The organism is Nocardioides sp. S-1144 (genome assembly GCF_005954645.2).
In the GTDB taxonomy this organism is placed as follows: domain Bacteria; phylum Actinomycetota; class Actinomycetes; order Propionibacteriales; family Nocardioidaceae; genus Nocardioides; species Nocardioides dongxiaopingii.
This window is the reverse complement of sequence record NZ_CP040695.2, coordinates 394,166-412,373: the sequence shown is the minus strand read 5'-3', so window position 1 is coordinate 412,373 and position 18,208 is coordinate 394,166. Positions and strand designations below refer to the sequence as shown.

General features: G+C 76.5%; 21 protein-coding genes. 13 read left to right on the top strand and 8 right to left on the bottom strand.

Translation table 11 applies throughout. The annotated features are described in order from the left end of the window. The first annotated feature begins 202 nt into the window (after positions 1 to 202). Both FE634_RS02040 and FE634_RS02035 read left to right on the top strand, forming a co-directional pair. Positions 203 to 2,542: a DEAD/DEAH box helicase gene (locus FE634_RS02040; RefSeq protein WP_148240952.1), complete on the top strand. Its 2,340-nt coding sequence runs from the start codon at positions 203 to 205 to the stop codon at positions 2,540 to 2,542. A 9-nt stretch (positions 2,543 to 2,551) separates the two neighbouring features. Further along, positions 2,552 to 2,863, top strand: a complete 312-nt coding sequence (locus tag FE634_RS02035; protein WP_137295006.1) for a hypothetical protein — start codon at positions 2,552 to 2,554, stop codon at positions 2,861 to 2,863. On the opposite strand, the gene FE634_RS02030 is transcribed toward FE634_RS02035, so the two are convergent. From FE634_RS02030 to ssd, 7 genes are all read right to left on the bottom strand, one after another. Beyond that, positions 2,851 to 3,234: an Rv3654c family TadE-like protein gene (locus FE634_RS02030; RefSeq protein ID WP_137295007.1), complete on the bottom strand. Its 384-nt coding sequence runs from the start codon at positions 3,232 to 3,234 to the stop codon at positions 2,851 to 2,853. The genes FE634_RS02035 and FE634_RS02030 overlap by 13 nt on opposite strands. Beyond that, a complete protein-coding gene (locus FE634_RS02025; RefSeq protein ID WP_137295008.1) occupies positions 3,231 to 3,638 on the bottom strand; it encodes a TadE family protein in 408 nt (135 codons plus the stop codon). Before FE634_RS02025 ends, FE634_RS02030 begins: the two co-directional genes overlap by 4 nt. Further along, a complete protein-coding gene (locus FE634_RS02020) occupies positions 3,635 to 3,859 on the bottom strand; it encodes a DUF4244 domain-containing protein (RefSeq protein WP_148240300.1) in 225 nt (74 codons plus the stop codon). Before FE634_RS02020 ends, FE634_RS02025 begins: the two co-directional genes overlap by 4 nt. 137 nt (positions 3,860 to 3,996) lie before the next feature. Further along, a complete protein-coding gene (locus FE634_RS21525; protein ID WP_262347545.1) occupies positions 3,997 to 4,413 on the bottom strand; it encodes a type II secretion system F family protein in 417 nt (138 codons plus the stop codon). A gap of 325 nt (positions 4,414 to 4,738) precedes the next feature. Next, positions 4,739 to 5,236 (bottom strand): type II secretion system F family protein, encoded by a 498-nt coding sequence (locus tag FE634_RS02010; protein ID WP_148240299.1) that lies wholly within the window; start codon positions 5,234 to 5,236, stop codon positions 4,739 to 4,741. 280 nt (positions 5,237 to 5,516) lie between these two features. After that, a complete protein-coding gene (locus FE634_RS02005) occupies positions 5,517 to 6,689 on the bottom strand; it encodes a TadA family conjugal transfer-associated ATPase (RefSeq protein WP_262347544.1) in 1,173 nt (390 codons plus the stop codon). Between the two features lie 65 nt (positions 6,690 to 6,754). Next, the gene (ssd, locus tag FE634_RS02000; RefSeq protein ID WP_148240297.1) at positions 6,755 to 7,840 is read right to left on the bottom strand and encodes a septum site-determining protein Ssd; all 1,086 of its coding nucleotides are present in this window, start codon (positions 7,838 to 7,840) and stop codon (positions 6,755 to 6,757) included. 129 nt (positions 7,841 to 7,969) lie between these two features. Here ssd and FE634_RS01995 point away from each other — a divergent pair, with 129 nt between their 5' ends. From FE634_RS01995 to FE634_RS01970, 6 genes are read left to right on the top strand one after another with little or no spacing between them, the layout of a single operon-like run. Further along, on the top strand, positions 7,970 to 8,761 hold the full coding sequence (locus FE634_RS01995) for an HAD family hydrolase (protein ID WP_137295171.1): 792 nt from the start codon (positions 7,970 to 7,972) through the stop codon (positions 8,759 to 8,761). Between the two features lie 53 nt (positions 8,762 to 8,814). Continuing rightward, on the top strand, positions 8,815 to 9,306 hold the full coding sequence (locus FE634_RS01990; protein WP_138874932.1) for a SigE family RNA polymerase sigma factor: 492 nt from the start codon (positions 8,815 to 8,817) through the stop codon (positions 9,304 to 9,306). Then, complete coding sequence (locus FE634_RS01985; protein WP_138874931.1) at positions 9,306 to 10,127, top strand: hypothetical protein; 822 nt, start codon at positions 9,306 to 9,308, stop codon at positions 10,125 to 10,127. The genes FE634_RS01990 and FE634_RS01985 overlap by 1 nt, the downstream gene beginning before the upstream one ends. A gap of 54 nt (positions 10,128 to 10,181) precedes the next feature. Beyond that, on the top strand, positions 10,182 to 10,739 hold the full coding sequence (locus tag FE634_RS01980) for a hypothetical protein (RefSeq protein WP_138874930.1): 558 nt from the start codon (positions 10,182 to 10,184) through the stop codon (positions 10,737 to 10,739). Between the two features lie 2 nt (positions 10,740 to 10,741). Then, complete coding sequence (locus FE634_RS01975) at positions 10,742 to 12,100, top strand: lipase family protein (RefSeq protein ID WP_138874929.1); 1,359 nt, start codon at positions 10,742 to 10,744, stop codon at positions 12,098 to 12,100. Positions 12,101 to 12,115: 15 nt separating this feature from the next. After that, a complete protein-coding gene (locus FE634_RS01970) occupies positions 12,116 to 12,472 on the top strand; it encodes a hypothetical protein (protein WP_148240296.1) in 357 nt (118 codons plus the stop codon). 277 nt (positions 12,473 to 12,749) lie between these two features. On the opposite strand, the gene FE634_RS01965 is transcribed toward FE634_RS01970, so the two are convergent. Beyond that, positions 12,750 to 13,481 (bottom strand): Fic family protein, encoded by a 732-nt coding sequence (locus FE634_RS01965; protein WP_138874927.1) that lies wholly within the window; start codon positions 13,479 to 13,481, stop codon positions 12,750 to 12,752. Positions 13,482 to 13,516: 35 nt separating this feature from the next. Between FE634_RS01965 and FE634_RS01960 the strand changes: the two genes are divergently transcribed. From FE634_RS01960 to FE634_RS01940, 5 genes are read left to right on the top strand one after another with little or no spacing between them, the layout of a single operon-like run. Further along, a complete protein-coding gene (locus FE634_RS01960; protein WP_138874926.1) occupies positions 13,517 to 14,434 on the top strand; it encodes a class I SAM-dependent methyltransferase in 918 nt (305 codons plus the stop codon). Between the two features lie 7 nt (positions 14,435 to 14,441). Then, a complete protein-coding gene (locus FE634_RS01955) occupies positions 14,442 to 15,557 on the top strand; it encodes a sensor histidine kinase (RefSeq protein WP_138874925.1) in 1,116 nt (371 codons plus the stop codon). Beyond that, positions 15,554 to 16,315 (top strand): LytR/AlgR family response regulator transcription factor, encoded by a 762-nt coding sequence (locus tag FE634_RS01950; RefSeq protein WP_137295164.1) that lies wholly within the window; start codon positions 15,554 to 15,556, stop codon positions 16,313 to 16,315. Before FE634_RS01955 ends, FE634_RS01950 begins: the two co-directional genes overlap by 4 nt. Then, entirely contained in the window at positions 16,312 to 16,686 is a 375-nt protein-coding gene (locus FE634_RS01945) for a DUF485 domain-containing protein (protein ID WP_137295163.1), read from the top strand. Before FE634_RS01950 ends, FE634_RS01945 begins: the two co-directional genes overlap by 4 nt. 19 nt (positions 16,687 to 16,705) lie before the next feature. Further along, complete coding sequence (locus FE634_RS01940; protein WP_212721934.1) at positions 16,706 to 18,199, top strand: sodium/solute symporter; 1,494 nt, start codon at positions 16,706 to 16,708, stop codon at positions 18,197 to 18,199. The last annotated feature ends 9 nt before the right edge of the window (positions 18,200 to 18,208 follow it).

Below are 18,208 nucleotides of genomic sequence, written 5' to 3'. Positions count from 1 at the left end.
CGCCCGACACTCGGCCGGGAATATCAAACCACGGCATCGATCAGCACGCACACAGAAGTAAAGAGTTCCCGGCGCGCCGCGGGCACCCGGGGCGGCGGAGCGGGGTGTCCGGGCGCTGTCCCTGGCGTGTGCCACGATCGCGAACGTGCCCTCCCCCGCTGCCGCCCCGCCCGCCGGGGCGGGGCTCGGTCCCGGCCGGTCCGTGGCCGGGCTGCTCGACCGGCTCGCCGCGGTGCCGGGGCGCGAGGGACGTCTCACCCACGTCGAGGTGCGGCCCTCCCGCGCGGCCCGGCACGCCGACTGGCCGGCCTGGGCCGCCCCGTCGGTGGTCGCGGGGCTCACGGCACGCGGGGTCGCGCGCCCGTGGGCCCACCAGGTCGAGGCGGCCGAGGCCGCCTGGGCCGGGCGGCACGTCGTCCTGTCCACCGGGACGGCGTCCGGCAAGTCGCTCGGCTACCAGCTGCCCGCGCTGTCGGCCGCGCTCGCGGGCCGCGGTGAGCGCCGCGGCCGCGGCGCCGGCACCCTCTACCTGGCGCCGACGAAGGCGCTCGCCCACGACCAGCTCGAGTCGCTGCTCGCGCTGCGTCTCGACGCCCGGATCACCACGTGCGACGGCGACAGCAGCCACGACGAGCGCGACTGGGCCCGCGCACACGCCGAGTACGTGCTGACCAACCCCGACATGCTGCACCGCTCGATCCTGCCGGGGCACCAGCGGTGGGCCTCGTTCCTCGGGTCGCTGCGCTACGTCGTCGTCGACGAGTGCCACCACTACCGCGGGGTGTTCGGGGCGCACGTCGCCCACGTGCTGCGCCGGCTGCGCCGGGTCTGCGCGTCCTACGGCGCCTCGCCGACCTTCGTGCTCGCCTCGGCCACGACCGCGGAGCCGGCCCTGACCGCGGCGCGCCTCACCGGCCTCGACGTCGAGGCGGTCACCGACGACGGCTCGCCCCGGGGCGAGGTCACGCTGGGTCTGTGGGAGCCGCCGCTCACGTCGTACGTCGGCGAGAACGGCGCCCCGGTGCGCCGGGCCGCCACGTCGGAGACCGCCGACCTCCTGGCCGACCTCGTCGCCGAGGACGTGCACACCCTGGCGTTTGTGCGCTCGCGGCGCGGGGTCGAGCAGGTCGCGCTCACGGCGGCCGGGCTGCTGGAGGAGGTCGACCCGGCGCTGGCGACCCGGGTGGCGGCGTACCGGGGCGGCTACCTGCCCGAGGAGCGCCGGGCCCTGGAGGGGGCGCTGCGGCGCGGCGAGCTCGTCGGGCTGGCCGCCACCAACGCCCTCGAGCTGGGCATCGACGTCAGCGGGCTCGACGCCGTGCTCATCGCGGGCTTCCCGGGCACCCGAGCGGCGCTGTGGCAGCAGGTCGGCCGGGCCGGCCGCGACGCCCAGGACGCCCTCGGGATCCTCGTCGCGCGCGACGACCCGCTCGACACCTACCTCGTGCACCACCCCGACGCGCTGCTCGGCCGTCCCGTCGAGGCACACGTCTTCGACCCCGGGAACCCCTACGTGCTCGGACCGCACCTGTGCGCGGCCGCGCAGGAGATCCCCCTCACCGAGGCCGACCTGCCGATCTTCGGCCCGACCGCCCGCGAGGTGGTCGACGCGCTGGTCGAGCGCGGCCTGCTGCGCCGGCGTCCCCGCGGCTGGTTCTGGACCGACCGGCGCCGCGCCGCCGACCTCGCCGACATCCGCGGCGCGGGCGGCTCCCCGGTCACGCTCGTGGAGGACGTCACCGGCCGCGTCGTCGGCACCGTCGACGCCGGGCGGGCCCACGGCACCGCCCACACCGGCGCGGTCTACCTGCACCGCGGCGAGACCTGGCTGGTCGACGAGCTCGACCTCGAGAGCCGGGTCGCCACCCTCGAGCGCGCCGACCCGGGCTACACCACGTCGGCGCGCGACGTCACCGACATCGCGATCGTCGAGGAGCGCGAGCACCGCTCGTGGGGTCGGTGCCGCCTCTCCTTCGGTGCCGTCGAGGTGTCGCAGCAGGTGGTGTCGTACCTCAAGCGCCGCCAGCCGCACGGCGACGTGATCGGCGAGGTGCCGCTCGACCTGCCGGCGACCTCGCTGACCACGACGGCGGTCTGGTGGACGGTGCCCGACGACGTCCTCGCCGCGGCCGGGCTGCTCGAGGCCGACCTGCCCGGCTCGGCCCACGCCGCCGAGCACTGCGCGATCGGGCTGCTGCCCCTCGTGGCGACGTGCGACCGCTGGGACATCGGCGGCGTCTCGACCGCCCGGCACGCCGACACCGGAGAGCTGACCGTCTTCGTGCACGACGGCCAGCCCGGTGGCGCCGGCTTCTCCGAGCGTGGGTTCCACGCCGCCCGCCGCTGGCTGACGGCGACCCGCGAGGCGATCGCCTCGTGCTCCTGCGAGCTCGGCTGCCCCTCGTGCGTGCAGTCGCCCAAGTGCGGCAACCAGAACAACCCGCTCGACAAAACCGGCGCGGTCGCCCTGCTCGACGTGCTGCTCAGCGGGGCCGAGGACGACGCCGGCGAGAACGGTCCGGACGCCGGCGGCAGGGCGTAGCCTGAAGCCATGTTGATCCTGGGCCTCGTGGTCATCCTCGTGGGCGCCGTCCTCGTCGTCGGAGGTCTGTTCACGACCGAGGTGAGCGGCGGTGACGTCGAGATCCTCGGCATCGGACTCAGCCCGTCGGCGCTCTTCGTCGTCGGCCTGGTCGCGGGCCTGTGCATCCTCGTGGGCCTGTGGCTCACCAAGTGGGGCACCCAGCGCGGGCTGCGCCAGCGCAAGGAGCAGAAGAAGATCGACGAGCTCTCCCAGAAGCTCGACCGGGCCGAGGCCGGTCGTCGCCGCGACCTCGACGACGACCCCGACTACCGGGCCTGAGCCGGCCCGGCGCGCGCCCGGGCGGTGAGGTCGCCGGACTGACCGAGCCAGCGCGGCCCGGTGACCCCGACCTCGACGCGGACCTCGCGACCCTCCACCGCGCACCCCGTGAGCGCCGCCCCGTTGGCGGCGGCGACCGTCGCGGCGGCGCCGCAGCCGTCGGACCCGCGGGCCAGGGCCTGGGCGGCCGCGAGGGCGGCGAGGTCGGCCGCGGCCTGCGCGGTGCGGTGCCCCACCACGAGGGCGGCGACCACCCCGAGCGCGGCGCCGAGCAGGAGCAGGACGCCGGCGAGCGCCAGCGTGACGACCGTCGCGCCCCCGCGCTCCTCGCCTCCGTCCCTGCCCGCGGCCCTGCCCCTGCCGCGGCTCATCCGGACTCCTCGACCAGCGCGGTGGCCTCGGCGCGGACCGTGACGGCCGGCAGGAAGTCGAAGAGCCCCCCAGGCCCCTCGACCCGCGCCGTCGCCTCGGCCACGACCGAGTCGCCCGCGCCGCGGACGGTGACGCGACCACCGTCGGGCACCACACGCTGGCCGGCGGCCACCGCGGCCGCCTCGTCGTCGCCCCGGGCCACCGCGCGGGCCGTCTCCCGGGCCGCGTCGACCGCCCGGACCTGCGCCGCCCCGACCGAGAGCAGCCAGACCAGCCCGATGGTGAGGGCCACCAGCAGCGGCAGGGCCATGGCGAGCTCGGCCGTCACCGCGCCGCGCTGACCGCGCCGGCCGCGGGGAGCGTGGTGGGACACGGCCGCCCGGGCGGCCCGGGTGGACCTCATCCGATGCCCAGCAGGCCGAGCACGTGGTCGAACAGGGTCTTCAGCAGCCGGTCGCCGAAACCGCCGGAGAGCAGCTTGTAGAGCAGGCCGGCGAGGCCGGCGCCGGCGGCCGTGCCCACGGCGTACTCGGCGGTGGTGATGCCGTCGTCGCGACGACGGCGGCTCGTGCGGCTGGGGCGGTTCGTGCGGCTGGGGCGGGTCGTGCGGGTCGTGCGGGTCATGCCGGCCTCCTCGGTCCCGAGCCGCCCGGTGCGGCTCTGGGCCCGAACTCTGCGGCCCGGGACCGACGGGCCGCGCCCCGTCGTCCGCGGCCTGTGGAGAACCCCGGGGACCGCCGGCCTGTGGACGACTCGTGGCATCAGGACCAGCCCATCGTGCTCACGAGACCCGCGACGAGCGGCACGATGCCGATGAGCACGAACGACGGCAGCAGGCACAGCCCGAGCGGCACCGCCGCCTTGACGCCGATGGCCCGGGCGCGGTCCTCGACGCTCGAGCGCGCCGCGCTCGCGAGGTCGTCGGCGAGCCGCTCGACCGCCGCGACGACCGACGCGCCGGTGTCGTGGGCCCGGGCCAGGGTGCGGCCGAGCGGCGCGAGCTCGGGGTCGCGCACCAGGTCGGCCCACACCGAGACGTCGGGAACCCCGAGGCGCAGCCGTGCCGCGACCGGGGCGAGCCGGTCGGCGGCCGCGCCCGGCAGCGACGCCGCGACCAGGACGACGGCGTCGGCCGGCGCCGCACCCGAGCGCAGCGCCGCGGCCACCAGCGTGACCACGGCGGCAGGTCGCGACGCACCTCGGCGCGGCGGCGGCGCTCCTGGGGCGACTCGGCCCGGCCGATCGCCACCCACGCCGCGACCGCCCCCACGGCGGCACCCACGAGGCCGGCCGAGCCGCCGACGACGGTGGCCACGCCGGCACCGGCGAGCACGGAGCAGAGCAGCCGGTGCCGCCTCAGCAACCCCTCGTGCGCCGCCGGACGCCGCTCCCGGACCTCGCCGGACCGCGCCCTGGCCCGGGGCGGCACGAGCAGCGCCGCCGCGACCGCCGCCGCCAGCACCGAAGTCACGGCCGGCACCGCCGGGACCAACCAGGGCGCCGTCACGGTCGGTCGACCTCGCGGGCGAGTGCCTCGATCCAGGCGAGCCCGGCCACTGCGAAGGCCAGCCCGAGGGCGAGGCAGACCAGACCCAGGGGGTGGCCGAGCAGGAACCCCCACGGGTCGCCGCCGGCGCCCGAGCCCATCGTCAGCGCGAGCAGCGGCAGCGCCGCGACGAGCTTGGCGGTGGCCCGGGCCGAGGCCAGCTCGCCCGCGACCACCCGACGGGTCGCCTGGGCGCCGCGCAGGTCGCGGGCGACGTGGTCGAGGGTGTCGGCGAGCCCCTGGCCGGTGCGGTGCGCCACCTGCCAGGCCGCCCCGACGAGGCGGAGGTCGGCGGCTCCGGGCGTGGCCGCCGCCGCCCGCCAGGCCGTGGGGACGTCGGCGCCGACCCGTTGCGCCTCGGCCACCTCGGCCAGGGCCGGCCAGTCGTCGACGGCGCGGTCGAGCGCCGCTCCCGGCGGCCGGCCCGCGGCGAGCTCGGCGCGAGCGTCTCGCACGCCCCGAGCACCAGGACGCCGGTGCGGGCGACCTCCAGCCGGGTGCGCCGCGCCTGCAGGAGGCGGTGGGCCGCCACCCCAGCGGCGGCCACGATCGCGGTCAGCGCGACCTGCGTCGGCGTCGCCCCGGCCACGACCAGGCCCAGCGGGACCGCGGCGAGGAGGGGCACCGCGCGGCGGTCGAGGGCCGCGGACGGCGGCCGTGGCACCCTCGGCCGCGCCGGGAGGAGCAGCAGCACCGCCAGCCCGGCGGCGAGGGCGGCCGCCCCGGCGGCCGCGGTCACGGGTCGCCCACCGCCTCCTCGAGCCGGTCGAGGAGCCGGCCCAGCGCCGGGCCCTCGTGGACGGTGAGGTCGCGGTCGACCCGGACCGCGACTGCCATCGTCACCAGGCCGGCCGGGTCGCGTGAGGGGACGGCGACCTGGGCGACCCGCCGCGCCCCGTCGGGCGCGCGGGCGAGGTGGATGACCGCGTCGACCGCGGAGGCGAGCTGGCTGTGCGCGGCCGCCCGCCCGAGCCCGGCGGCCAGGGCGAGCGCCTCCACCCGCGCCGGGACGTCGACCGCGGAGTTGGCGTGCAGGGTGCCGCACCCGCCCTCGTGGCCGGTGTTGAGGGCGGCCAGCAGCTCGACGACCTCCCCGCCCCGGACCTCCCCGACCACGAGCCGGTCGGGGCGCATCCGCAGCGCCTGGCGCACCAGGGTGCGGACCTCGACCGCACCGGCTCCCTCGAGGTTGGCCGGTCGTCCCTCGAGCCCGACGACGTGCGGGTGGTCGGGCCGCAGCTCGGAGGCGTCCTCGACGACGACCAGCCGCTCGGCCGCGGACACCCGCCCGAGCAGGGCGGCGAGCAGGGTGGTCTTGCCCGAACCGGTGCCGCCGCTGACCAGGAAGGCCAGCCGGGCGGCGAGCACCCGCTCCAGCAGGAGCGCGACCGGGCCGGGCAGCATCCGCGCCGCGACCAGGGCGTCGAGGGTGAAGCCGCCTCGGCGCGGCACCCGCAGCGAGATCACGGTGCCGGGCCGCGCGACCGGCGCGAGGACGGCGTGGAACCGGGTGCCGTCGGCGAGCCGGAGGTCGACGTGGGGGGACGCGTCGTCGAGCCGTCGTCCGCCGAGGCCGGCCAGCCGCTGGGCCAGGCGGCGCACCGAGGCCTCGTCGGGGAAGGTGACGTCGGTGCGCTCGAGGCCCGAGCCGCGGTCGAGGTAGACCGCGTCGGCGCCGTTGACCAGGACGTCGGTGGTGCCCGGCAGGCGGAGCAACGGCTCCAGCGGACCCGCACCGACCACGTCGCGGCGCAGCGCCTCGTGCACGGCGAGCACCATGGCGTCACCGACGGGGCGGCCGGCCGCCCGCAGCGCCTCCGCGACGCGGTGCGGCGTCAGCTCGCCCGGGCTGCCGGCCAGCCGCTCGCGGACCTCGTCGACGAGGACCGCCGGCGCCGCGCCACTCACGAGGGGTCCCCCCGGACGCCGTCCGGCAGACCAGCACGGCGGGGCCGGCGAACGGTCCGGGCTGCTCATGCCGCCGCTGCCGGGCGCGTCGCCAGGCCGGCGAGCAGGTCGGTGCAGGCGCGCCCCAGCGGACCGCGGTGCGAGCGCACCGGGCCGAGACCGAGGTCGATCGACTCGGCGATCCGGCGCTGCTCGGGCACGGTGGCCAGCACCGGCCTGCCCGTCGCCCGCGCGACGTCGTGCCGGCCGAGCCCGCTGCCGCGCACGACCAGGGTGGGCGCCGCTCGCCCGGCCATCCGGGCGCAGAGCCGGGCAGCCGAGGCCAGCCCGGTGACGGTCGGCACCACGACGAGCAGCAGCACGTCGCACCGCGACGCCACCTCGTCGACCAGCGGGTCGGCGGTGCGCGGCAGGTCGACGACGACGACGTCGTGGCCGCGACGGGCCGCCGACAGCGCCTCCCGGACGGCGAAGGCCTGGAGCGTCGCGGTCGAGCCGGCGTGCCAGGTGAGGACGCCGAGCCGGCCGCGGCGCGGCAGCGCGTCGCGCAGCGCCCGGGCGCTCAGCCGCCCCGAGGTCTCGCAGAGCGCGTCCCAGCGGAAGCCGTCGGCGCGGTCGAGCCCGAGGACGTGGTCGAGCCCCGGGCCCAGCGGGTCGCAGTCGAGGACGACGGCCTCGCCGGTGCGCGCGGCGGTCTGGGCCAGCGCGCAGGCCAGGGTCGTCGCCCCGGCGCCGCCGGAGCCGCCCATCACCCCGACGACCAGCCCCCGCGGCCGACCGGGCTCGCCGAGGTCGGTCAGCGTCTCCACCACCCACCCCTCGGACCGGGGCAGCCCGGCGACGTTCTCGGCGCCGAGCACCATGCCGGCACGGAAGAGGTCGCTCTCGGCGGGCCCCCACGAGATCACGTGGACGCCGTCGCGCCGGTCGGGCGCGAGGTCGGCGACCGCGGCGGCCAGGTCGGCCCCGACCAGGACGACGGGCGCGCGCGCCCACGACCGCAGGACGGCGGCGGCGTCGCCCACCACCTCGGGGGCGACCCCCGCCGCCGCGGCGAGGCGCAGCAGCTCGTCGCGCAGGGTCTCGTCGGCGGTCGCGACGAGCGCGGCGGCGGCCGGGTCGGTGGTCGTGGTGGTCCGTGGCTTCGACATGCCGACACGCTGCCCGTCACCGGCGACCTCCGCCGCCCCGCGACCGCCGCCCTGGGGAGGAGGCGCCGATCGGCAGGGCTGTGGACGACAAGTGGCCATTCCGGGGCGGCGGCCCCCTAGGGTGGAGCCATGGCGCCCGCCGCGGCCTTCTTCGACCTCGACAAGACGATCATCGCGAAGTCGAGCACGCTCGCGTTCTCGAAGCCGTTCCAGGCCGGGGGCCTGATCTCGCGGCGCGCGATGCTGCGCTCGACCTACGCCCAGTTCGTCTACCTCGTCGGCGGCGCCGACCACGACCAGATGGAGAAGCTGCGGCAGTTCATGTCGCAGCTCGTTGCCGGGTGGGACGTCGCCACGGTGCGCGAGATCGTCGCCGACACGCTCCACAACGTCGTCGACCCGATCGTGTACGACGAGGCGGTCGGCCTCATCGCCGAGCACTCCCTGGCCGGGCGCGACGTCATCATCGTCTCGGCGTCCGGCTCCGAGGTGGTCGAGCCGATCGGCGAGCTCCTGGGCGCCGACCACGTGATCGCCTCGCGCCTCGAGGTCGTCGACGGCCACTACACCGGCGAGATCGACTACTACGCCTACGCCGAGGAGAAGGCCCGCGCGATCCGCGACCTCGCCGCGCGCGACGGGTACGACCTGGCGCAGTGCTACGGCTACAGCGACTCGGTGACCGACGTCCCGATGCTCGAGGCGGTCGGGTTCCCCCACGCGGTCAACCCCGACAAGGAGCTGCGCCGGCACGCCGCGGCCGCCGGCTGGCCGGTCCTCGTCTTCGACAAGCCGGTCGCGCTCCGCAGCCGGGTGCCGCTGCCCCCGGCCGGCCCGACGCTCGCGGCCCTCGCCGTCGGCGGGGCGGTCGCCGTGGGTGGCGTGCTGTGGGCCAGCGCGCGCCGCAGGCGTGCGGTCTGAGCCGGACGCCGGACCGACCGAACCGATCCGCCCGCCACCGCATCGAGACGGGTGTGGGCAGCGACGACGACTTCACCGAGTTCGCGGCTGCGCGTTGGCCCCGGCTGCTGCGCTCGGCGATCGTGCTCGGCTGCTCCCCCGAGGAGGCCGAGGACCTCGTGCAGTCCACGCTGCTGCGCTGCTACACGTCGTGGTCGAAGGTGCGGCGCGCCGACAACCGTGACGCCTACGTCGCGACGATGCTCCTCAACACCTTCCGCGGCTCGCGCCGGCGGCACTGGTGGGGCGAGCGACCCTCCGACCACCTGCCCGACGTGGTCGTCGCCGATCCGAGCGACGCCGTCGTCGTGACCGACTCGGTGGTGCGGTCCCTGACCGGCCTCACCGTCAAGCAGCGCGAGGTGGTCGTCCTGCGCTACTACGCCCAGCTCAGCGAGAAGGAGACCGCGGCCGCGCTCGGCATCGCCCCCGGCACCGTCAAGAGCCGCCTCTCGGCGGCGCTGCGCCACCTCGCCACCACCCTCGAACCGACCGGAGAGCACTGATGGACGACCTCTCGCTCCTCGACGACCTCGACCGACGCCTCGACCCGCTGGTGCCCGACACCCCCCTGCCGGCCGACCTGCTCGCGCGGGGCCGCACGGCCCGCCGCCGGCGCTCGCTCGCCGTCGGGGCAGCGGCCACCGCCGTGGTCGTCCTCGTCGCCGGCCTCGGGATCGCTGTCGCCCACCGCTCCACCCGGACGCCCGCCGACGTGGCGAGCGACCCGACGCCCGCCACGTCGGTCGACGACATCCCGGCCGGCTTCCGGCTGGTGGGCTTCCACGGAGTCGCCCTCGCCGTGCCCGGGCGCTGGGTCCTGCGGGGCGGACCCTGCGGGTTGCGGACCTCGGACCCGGAGTCGCTCACGCTGGGGCGCCCCTCGGCACGGGGGACGTGCTCCCGCCCCGGCTTCGTCACCATCAGCCCCGACGAGGACGGCACCGGGTACCTCGCGGGGTCGGAGGTGTCGGTGAACGGCCTCGACGCGACTCGCAGCGACACGTGCCCGTCGACGTACTTCTGCCGCTACTCCTCGTTCGTCTCGATCGGCCTCCCCGACCTCGGCGTCACCGTCTTCGTGGCCGGTGGGTCGTCGTCGGTCCAGGAGCGGATCGTCACCAGCATCCGGGAGATGCCCACCGGCAGGACGGCCGTCCCCCCGCTGCAGCCCGGCACCGACCGGCATGTCGCCGAGGACCGGCTCCTCGCGGCCGGCCTGGTGCCGGGGTCGCCGTACACCCACCTCACGTCGAAGGGCCTCGTCGCCACCCGGCCTGCTGCGGGATCGTTGGTGCCGTTCGGCAGCACGGTCGTCGTGCGCTGACGAGCCGGAACGTTCCACCTGCCCCGCCCCGCCCGCGGGACCTAGTTTCGGGCCATGGCAGACGCACCGGACCTCGGCTACGACGACGTGAAGCGCGGGGCGGCGCCGGCCGAGACGCCTCCCGGGGCGAGCGACGTCACGGCCGACCCCGGGCTCCCCGCGGTCGCGCTGCGGCTGGTGACGACCTACGACGACCGCACCCGTCGCGTCGACATCGCCCTGGCCGGTGAGGAGTCGGTGGCGATCGAGGACGGCGAGGCCACCCCGTTCCCGACCGCACGGCTCTGGCCGGTCGTGCGGGCGCTGCTGCCACCGGTCGGGTCGCTCACCGCCGACCCGGAGGGCCGGCCGGCGACCGACCCGCGCCGCCCGGGCCCGACGTTCGCCGCCGACTGCCGGGCGTTCGTGGCGCTCGCGACCGTCGTCGACGAGGCGGTCAGCGTGCGCACCTGGCTGGCCACCGACGACGACCTGTGGTCGGTGGCCCCGCAGCCCGACGGCTCCAACGACATCAGCCTCGCCCCGGACGGCGCCGTGGCCGACCTGCTCGTGTGGGACGTCACCGCCGCGCTCGAGAGCCTCGTCCGCCGCCACGAGCAGAGGGCCTCCTGACGATGACCACCCTCGGGATGGACACCGCGGCCGGACTGGCCGCCAGCACCGAGCTCGACGCGGGCTCGCAGCGGATCGCCGAGCTGGCGACCCGCCTCGACGGCGCGCTGCGCTCCTTCGACTGGGTCGGCACCGACGCCGAGCGCACCTTCCAGAGCTGGGGCGACAGCGAGCGGCCCGCCCTCGACAGCAGCGTGCAGGCGCTGGCGTCGATGGCGCTGCTCATCCGCCAGGAGGCGCAGGCCCAGGACCAGGTCTCCGGCGAGGGGGCGACCGCGGCCGGTGGGGCGGGCAGCGCACCCGTCGCCGCTCCGCCCCAGGGCTTCCTGGGCAAGGTCGGCGCGTTCATCACCGACCGGCTCGGCGCGGCGTGGGCCGGGCTCGAGCGGACCGCCGGCCACACCGGCGACTTCCTGGGCAAGGTCGGCGACGTCCTCACCGGCCGCGAGAACCACTCGGTCGCCGAGATCGCGGCCAGCGCGCTGGCCGGCGTCGGGGCCGCGGTCGGCACCGTCGGCAACCTGGTCACCGGCGAGGACCAGAAGTGGTTCGGCGAGGGCGTCGGCGTCGCCGGCACCCCGACCGCCGTGACCACCGACCCGCTGCAGGCCGGCCAGTTCTCCCCGGCGCTCACCCGCCCGACCGACCTCGCCTCGATCATGCAGGGGGTCAGCGACGGCTACCAGGTCGGTGAGGGGCCGGGAAGCACCGGCGACGTCCGGATCACCACGGTCCAGAACGCCGGCGGCACCGGGGCCATCGTCGCCATCCCGGGCACCGAGAACTGGTCGCCGGGGGCCGGGGGCGTGCCGCGCGACCTGTCGGCCAACCTCAACCTGGTGGCCGGCAGCCCCACCGCGGCCGTGGAGTCGGTCAAGGCCGCGATCGTCGCCGCCAACCTCCCCGCGGGCACCCCGATCCTGCTCACCGGTCACAGCCAGGGCGGCATCATCGCCGCGATGCTCGCCTCCGACCCCGCGTTCGTCCGGGAGCACAACATCACCAACGTGATGACCTTCGGCGCACCGATCGACCACCTGCAGCTCGCGCCCGGCGTCGAGGCCGTGCAGTTCCAGCACCGCTTCGACCTCGTGCCCCGGCTCGACCTCGGTGGCGCGACGGTGACCGGGATGCCGGCGGGCGGCGTCCAGGCGGTCACGCTCGACAGCCCGGGGAACCCCTGGAGCCTCGGCACCAACCACTCGCACACGGAGTACGGCAACTCCGTGCGCGAGGCCCTGGCCTCCGACACCGAGGCCGGTCGTATCCTGCGGGACTACCAGTCCCAGCTGGCTCCGTTCCTGGTCGGACCCGGCGGCAGCGCGTCCGCCGTCGACGTCCCGGTGAGCCGCCAGCCCTGACCCGAGGAGTGCCGGATGGGCCTGCTGTCCAAGATGCTCGGCGGTCGGCCCGGCGCGAGCGTGGTCACCCAGACCGTGCGGGACGCCGTCCGGGTGCTGCCCGGCGTCGTCGCCCAGGACCTCACCTACAACCACCAGCAGAACGCCTCGGGAGCGCTGTCCGGCACCGTCGACGTCCTCGACACCCCCACGTTCCTCGAGGTGCTGCGCACCGTGCACCGGGTCCTCGACGGGCTGCTCGGCGACGGCGTCAACCGGGTGACCTTCTACCTCGCCGGCCGCACCCCTGACGGCGCCGCGGTGACCCCCGGCGACCTGGGGCTCAGCCAGCCCCCGACCGGTCGGGAGATCGCCCAGCGCCTCCGGCTCTGAGACCACGCCGCCGGCCCGGACGCGCCCGCCACCCTCCCAGGGCAAAAGTCAACTCTTGTGCGCGCCCGCCGACGAGCGTAGACAGGGGGCAGGTCGACAACTCAAGAGCAACACGTGATCCGGGTACCCACGCGGCGATCCACCCTTCCGACAGGGCGCCTGTTCCCGGGATGCTCCCGGGGCAGCAAGAAGAGACAGCACGCTTGGTAGCCAGCGGAACACGTGTCAGCGGTGGCGCTCGATCCCTCGTGGCTCGGGCGCCACCTGCACGCTCGACCTACTCCTCGGCGGCCCGTCGCAACGGGCTCGCCTCCGCGCCGGCGGCGTACGCCTCGGCCGCGTAGAGCGCCCAGGCGTGGACGCCGGCCGCGCCGCCCTCGGCGTAGCCCCGCAGGTTCGACTCGTACGCCGCGCGCAGGGCCAGGTGCCCGGCCTCGGGGACGACGAGCGACTTCTCGTCGACGCCGCGCGCCACCAGCACCAGCCGCTCGACGGCGCGGGCCACCAACCCGTTGTGGGAGGCGAACGGCGCCGCGGTGACCAGCTCGGCGTGCACGAGGGCGGCGACGAGCAGGGCCGGCGCGTCGGTCGGCGTCGACAGGACGGCGGCGACGTCGCGCAGCCGGGCCGACGACTCGGCGTCGCGGGGCCGGCCGAGCCGCTCGGGCGGCACCGAGCCGGAGCCGGCCAGGGCGTGGATGCGGGCCAGGGCCTGCAGGGGCGAGCGGCCCAGCGCCGGCACCAGCGAGAGCAGCTCGCTCGAGAGCCGCACGCTGTCGGCGGCCACCTCGTCGGCCTCGCCGGAGCGCACCTCGAGCAGCGTCGAGGCGGAGCCCTCGAGCACCGCGCTCGCGTGCGCGCCGCGCAGCAGCGACTCGGCGGTCGTCTCGGGAGAGGTGCGGCGCAGGCCACGGTCGCGGAGCATCACGTCGATGCCGTCGCGGGTGGCTGCGTAGGCCGACGGGACGCCCTCGAGCGACACCAGCCACGACAGGGGGTCGGAGGTCACGGGCGCAACGGTATCCGCGGACTACGCTGACCCCGATGACCGAGGACCAGCAGCGCCACGCCCGCTCCTTCGGCGGCGTGGCCGACGCCTACGACCGGGGGCGCCCGACCTACCCCGCGGACGCCGTCGCGTGGCTCGTCGGCACCGAGCCGGTCGCCGTCCTCGAGCTGGGGGCCGGCACCGGCAAGCTGACCGAGCGGCTGGTCGCGCTGGGCCACGAGGTCTACGCGACCGAGCCCGACGAGGCGATGCTCGAGGTGCTCCGGCGCCACCTGCCCGACGTCCCGACCTCGGCCAGCGGCGCGGAGGAGATCCCGCTGCCCGACCGCTCGGTCGACGTCGTGGTCGCCGGCCAGTGCTTCCACTGGTTCGACGCCGAGCGGGCGCTGCCCGAGATCGCCCGGGTGCTCAAGCCCGGCGGCGTGCTCGCCGCCGTCTGGAACCAGCGCGACGCGCGGATCCCCTGGGTCCGCAAGCTCGGCCGGATCATCGGCACCCAGGAGGACCTCACCGACCCGCTCGCCGCGGTGGCGGCGTCGTCCGACTTCGGCGACGTGGAGACCGGGTCGTTCAAGCACTGGCAGGTCGTCGACCGCCGCTCGATCCAGGACCTCGTGCGCTCGCGCTCGAACGTCGCGGTCCTGGGCGACAGCGAGCGGGAGCGCACGGTCGCCGACGTCCTCGCGCTGTACGACGACTACGGCCGCGGCATGGACGGCATGCAGCTGCCCTACGTCACCGCCTGCTACCGCGCGGTGGTGGTCGACCGCCCGGAGCCGGCGCCGACCCCGGTGCCCGAGCCCACCGTGCCGATCACCGTCCCGGGGTCCGCGTCGGGAGCACGGGCCGGCGACGACCCGATGACCGACTCCGCGCACACGCTCCCCCGCGTCGCCGCCGGCCTGACCGGCCTCGACGACGACGCCGGCGTCCTGCTCATCGACTTCCGCTGACCCGCCGATGGCGCGGATGTGGCGGCGCAAGCACCTGGGCTCCGAGGCGGACCGGGCGACGTTCCGCACCCTGCACCAGGCCTCGCTCGCCGCGCCCGCGCTGCGCGGCGGCCTGACCGCCGAGAGCGCCGAACGCTCGGTCCGACACCTGCGCGCCCTCCTCGGCACCCCCGCCATCGCGCTTACCGACACCGCCGGCTGCCTGGCCTGGGACGGCGCCGGCGACCACCACGTCGGCCAGGTGCCGCCGCTGCTGACCGAGACGCTCGACCGCGGCCGCACCCGCGGCTTCGAGCGGGCCGACCTGCCGTGCGACGTCCCCGCCTGCGAGGTCCGCACGGCCGTGGTGAGCCCGCTGGTCGTCGAGGAGCGGATCGTCGGCACGCTGGCGGCGTTCGCGCCCTACCCGACCGCGGGGCTGGCCCGCGCGGTCGACGAGGTGGCGACGTGGGTGTCGGGGCAGCTCGCGCTCGCCGAGCTCGACCTGTCGCGCGCGCGGCTCGCCGAGGCCGAGGTGCGCGCGCTCCGGGCCCAGATCAGCCCCCACTTCGTCTACAACTCCCTCGGCGCGATCGCCAGCTTCGTGCGCACCGACCCCGACCGGGCCCGCGAGCTGCTGCTCGAGTTCGCCGACTTCACCCGCTACTCCTTCCGGCGCCACGGCGAGTACACGACGCTCGCCGAGGAGCTCCGCTCGATCGAGCGCTACCTGCTCCTCGAGCAGGCCCGCTTCGGCGACCGGCTCCAGGTGCGGCTGAGCGTCGCCCCGGAGGTGCTGGCGGTCGCCGTCCCGTTCCTGTGCGTGCAGCCGCTGGTCGAGAACGCCGTCCGCCACGGCCTCGAGGGCGTCGACCGGGTCGGCCACGTCACCATCACCGCCCGCGACCGCGGCCAGGACTGCCTCATCGAGGTCGAGGACGACGGCGCCGGCGAGGACCCGGAGCGGGTGCGCCGCGCCCTGGCCGGCGATGCCGCCCTCGACTCCGTGGGCCTCGGCAACGTCGACGCGCGGCTGCGCGCCTCGTACGGCGACGACTACGGGCTGGTCGTGGAGACCGCGCCCGGCGCCGGCACCAAGGTCGTCGTCCGGGTGCCGAAGTTCGCCGCCGGGATCTCGGCGTGAGCGGCCGCGAGCACCCCGCGGGCGGGCTGCGGGTGCTGGTCGTCGACGACGAGCGGCCGGCCCTCGACGAGCTCGAGTACCTCCTGACCCGCGACCCCCGGATCGGCGAGGTGCTGACCTGCGGCTCGGCGACCGACGGCCTGAGGGTGCTGCGCGAGGACGACGTCGACTGCGTCTTCCTCGACGTCCAGATGCCCGGGTTGACCGGGCTCGAGCTCGCCGACGTGCTCAGCCGGTTCCGCACGCCGCCGCCGATCGTCTTCGTCACCGCCCACGACGCGCACGCCGTCGAGGCCTTCGACCTGCGCGCGGTCGACTACGTCCTCAAGCCGGTGCGGGCCGAGCGGCTGGCCGAGGCGGTGCGGCGCGTGGTGGAGTCGGCGAGCGGCGGCGAGCGCGCCCCGGCGCCGGTGCACGACGTCCAGATCGCCGTGGAACGCGCGGGGGTGACCCGCTTCGTCGCTCGCTCGGAGGTCACCCACGTCGAGGCCCAGGGCGACTACGCCCGCCTGCACACCGCGACCGACAGCCACCTGGTGCGGGTGCCGCTCACCACCCTCGCCGACGACTGGCGCGACGCCGGGTTCGTGCGCATCCACCGCTCGCTGCTCGTCGCGATCGCCCACGTGCGCGAGGTCCGGACCGCCGGGGGCCGCTGCACCGTCGTCGTCGGACGGGGCGGGACCGAGCTCGGCGTCAGCCGCCGCAACACCCGCGAGCTGCGCGACCGCCTCCTCCACGCCACCGAGCCGTCGTGAGCGAGCAGGGCCCGCCGCGGCGGGTGCGGGTGACCGGACCGGACCGACGGGCGCGGCCGATCCCGCGCACCGGCGACATCGACGAGGCCTCGCCGCTGGGCGGCGTCTACCTCGGCTCGCTGCTGCGCGAGCAGCTGTGGCTGGCGGCGCGGGTGCTGGGTCTGCTCACGGTCACGGTGGGCGGGCTGCCGCTGCTGTTCTTCCTCGCGCCCGGGCTGGACGACGTCCGCGTGGCCGGGGCGCCGGTGGCGTGGCTGGTGCTGGGGGTGCTCGTCTACCCGTGGCTGGTGCTGCTCGGCTGGCACTACGTGCGGCGGGCCGAGCGCAACGAGCGCGACTTCGCCGAGCTGATGGGCGAGGTCGAGCGGTGAGCCGGCCGGTGGACCGGCCGTGACGCAGGTGCCGGGGCTGGTGGCGGTCGTCCTGGTCTCGCTCGCGACCCTCGCGATCGGCACCTGGGGGCTCCGGGTCTCGCGCACGACCAGCGACTTCTTCGTCGCCTCGCGCACCGTGCGCCCGGGCCTCAACGCGAGCGCGATCGGCGGGGAGTACCTCAGCGCGGCGTCCTTCCTCGGGGTCGCGGGGCTGCTGCTCACCTTCGGCGCCGACATGCTCTGGTACCCGATCGGCTGGACGGCGGGCTACCTGGTGCTCCTCGTGCTGGTCGCCGCCCCGCTGCGGCGCAGCGGGGCCTACACGCTGCCCGACTTCGCCGAGGCGCGGCTGGACTCGCGCCGGGTCCGCCACGTCTGCTCGGTGCTCGTCGTCGCGATCGGCTGGCTCTACCTGCTGCCGCAGTTCGAGGGCGCCGGGCTCACCCTGGCCGCCGCCCTCGACGCGCCGCGCTGGGTCGGCCCGGTCGTCGTCGGGCTCGTCGTGCTGGTCAGCGTCGGCTCCGGCGGGATGCGCAGCATCACCTTCGTGCAGGCCTTCCAGTACTGGCTCAAGCTGACCGCGCTGCTCGTGCCGGCCGCGGTGCTGCTCGTGGTGTGGGCCGGCGACCGCGTGTCCGGGCCGAGCGCGACCGCCGCCGACTGGTCGGTCCCCCTGGCGGACGGCGGTGCCCAGGGGCTCTACACGACCTACTCGCTGGTGCTGGCGACGTTCCTCGGCACGATGGGCCTGCCGCACGTGGTCGTGCGGTTCTACACCAACCCCGACGGTCGCGCCGCGCGCCGCACCACCCTGGCCGTGCTCGCCCTGCTCGGCGTCTTCTACCTCCTGCCGCCGGTCTACGCCGCGCTCGGTCGCGCCTACGGCGCCGAGCCGACCGCCTCCGACAGCCTGGTGCTCGAGCTGCCGCGACTGGTGGTGCCGGGTCTCCTGGGCGACGTGCTGACCGGGATGGTCACCGCGGGCGCGTTCGCGGCGTTCCTGTCGACGTCGTCGGGGCTGGCGATCGCGGTGTCCGGGGTGCTGACCCAGGACGTGACGTCGAAGCGACTGCCCGACCTGACGGCGTTCCGGGTGGCCACGGCCGTGGCGGTCGTGGTGCCGCTCACCGCCGCGCTGCTGCTGCCCGACTTCGGGGTGGCCCGCGCCGTCGGGCTCGCCTTCGCGGTCGCCGCCTCGACGTTCTGCCCCCTGCTGGTGCTCGGCATCTGGTGGCGCGGCCTCACCGCCGCCGGGGCCGTGGCGGGCCTGCTCGTCGGCGGCGCCGGGTCCGTCGCCGCCGTCGGCTGGACGCTGGCCGACGGCTCGAGCGGGTGGGGCGACGGCTGGGTGGACGTCGTCGTGGGGCAGCCCGCCGCCTGGTCGGTGCCGCTCGCCCTCGCCGCGATGGTGCTGGTCTCGCTGGCCACGGCGGCCTCGGCGCCCGCGCACGCGCTGCGGTTCATGGTGCGGCTGCACACCCCGGAGACGGTCGACCTCGACCGCTCCTGAGCGTGCCGG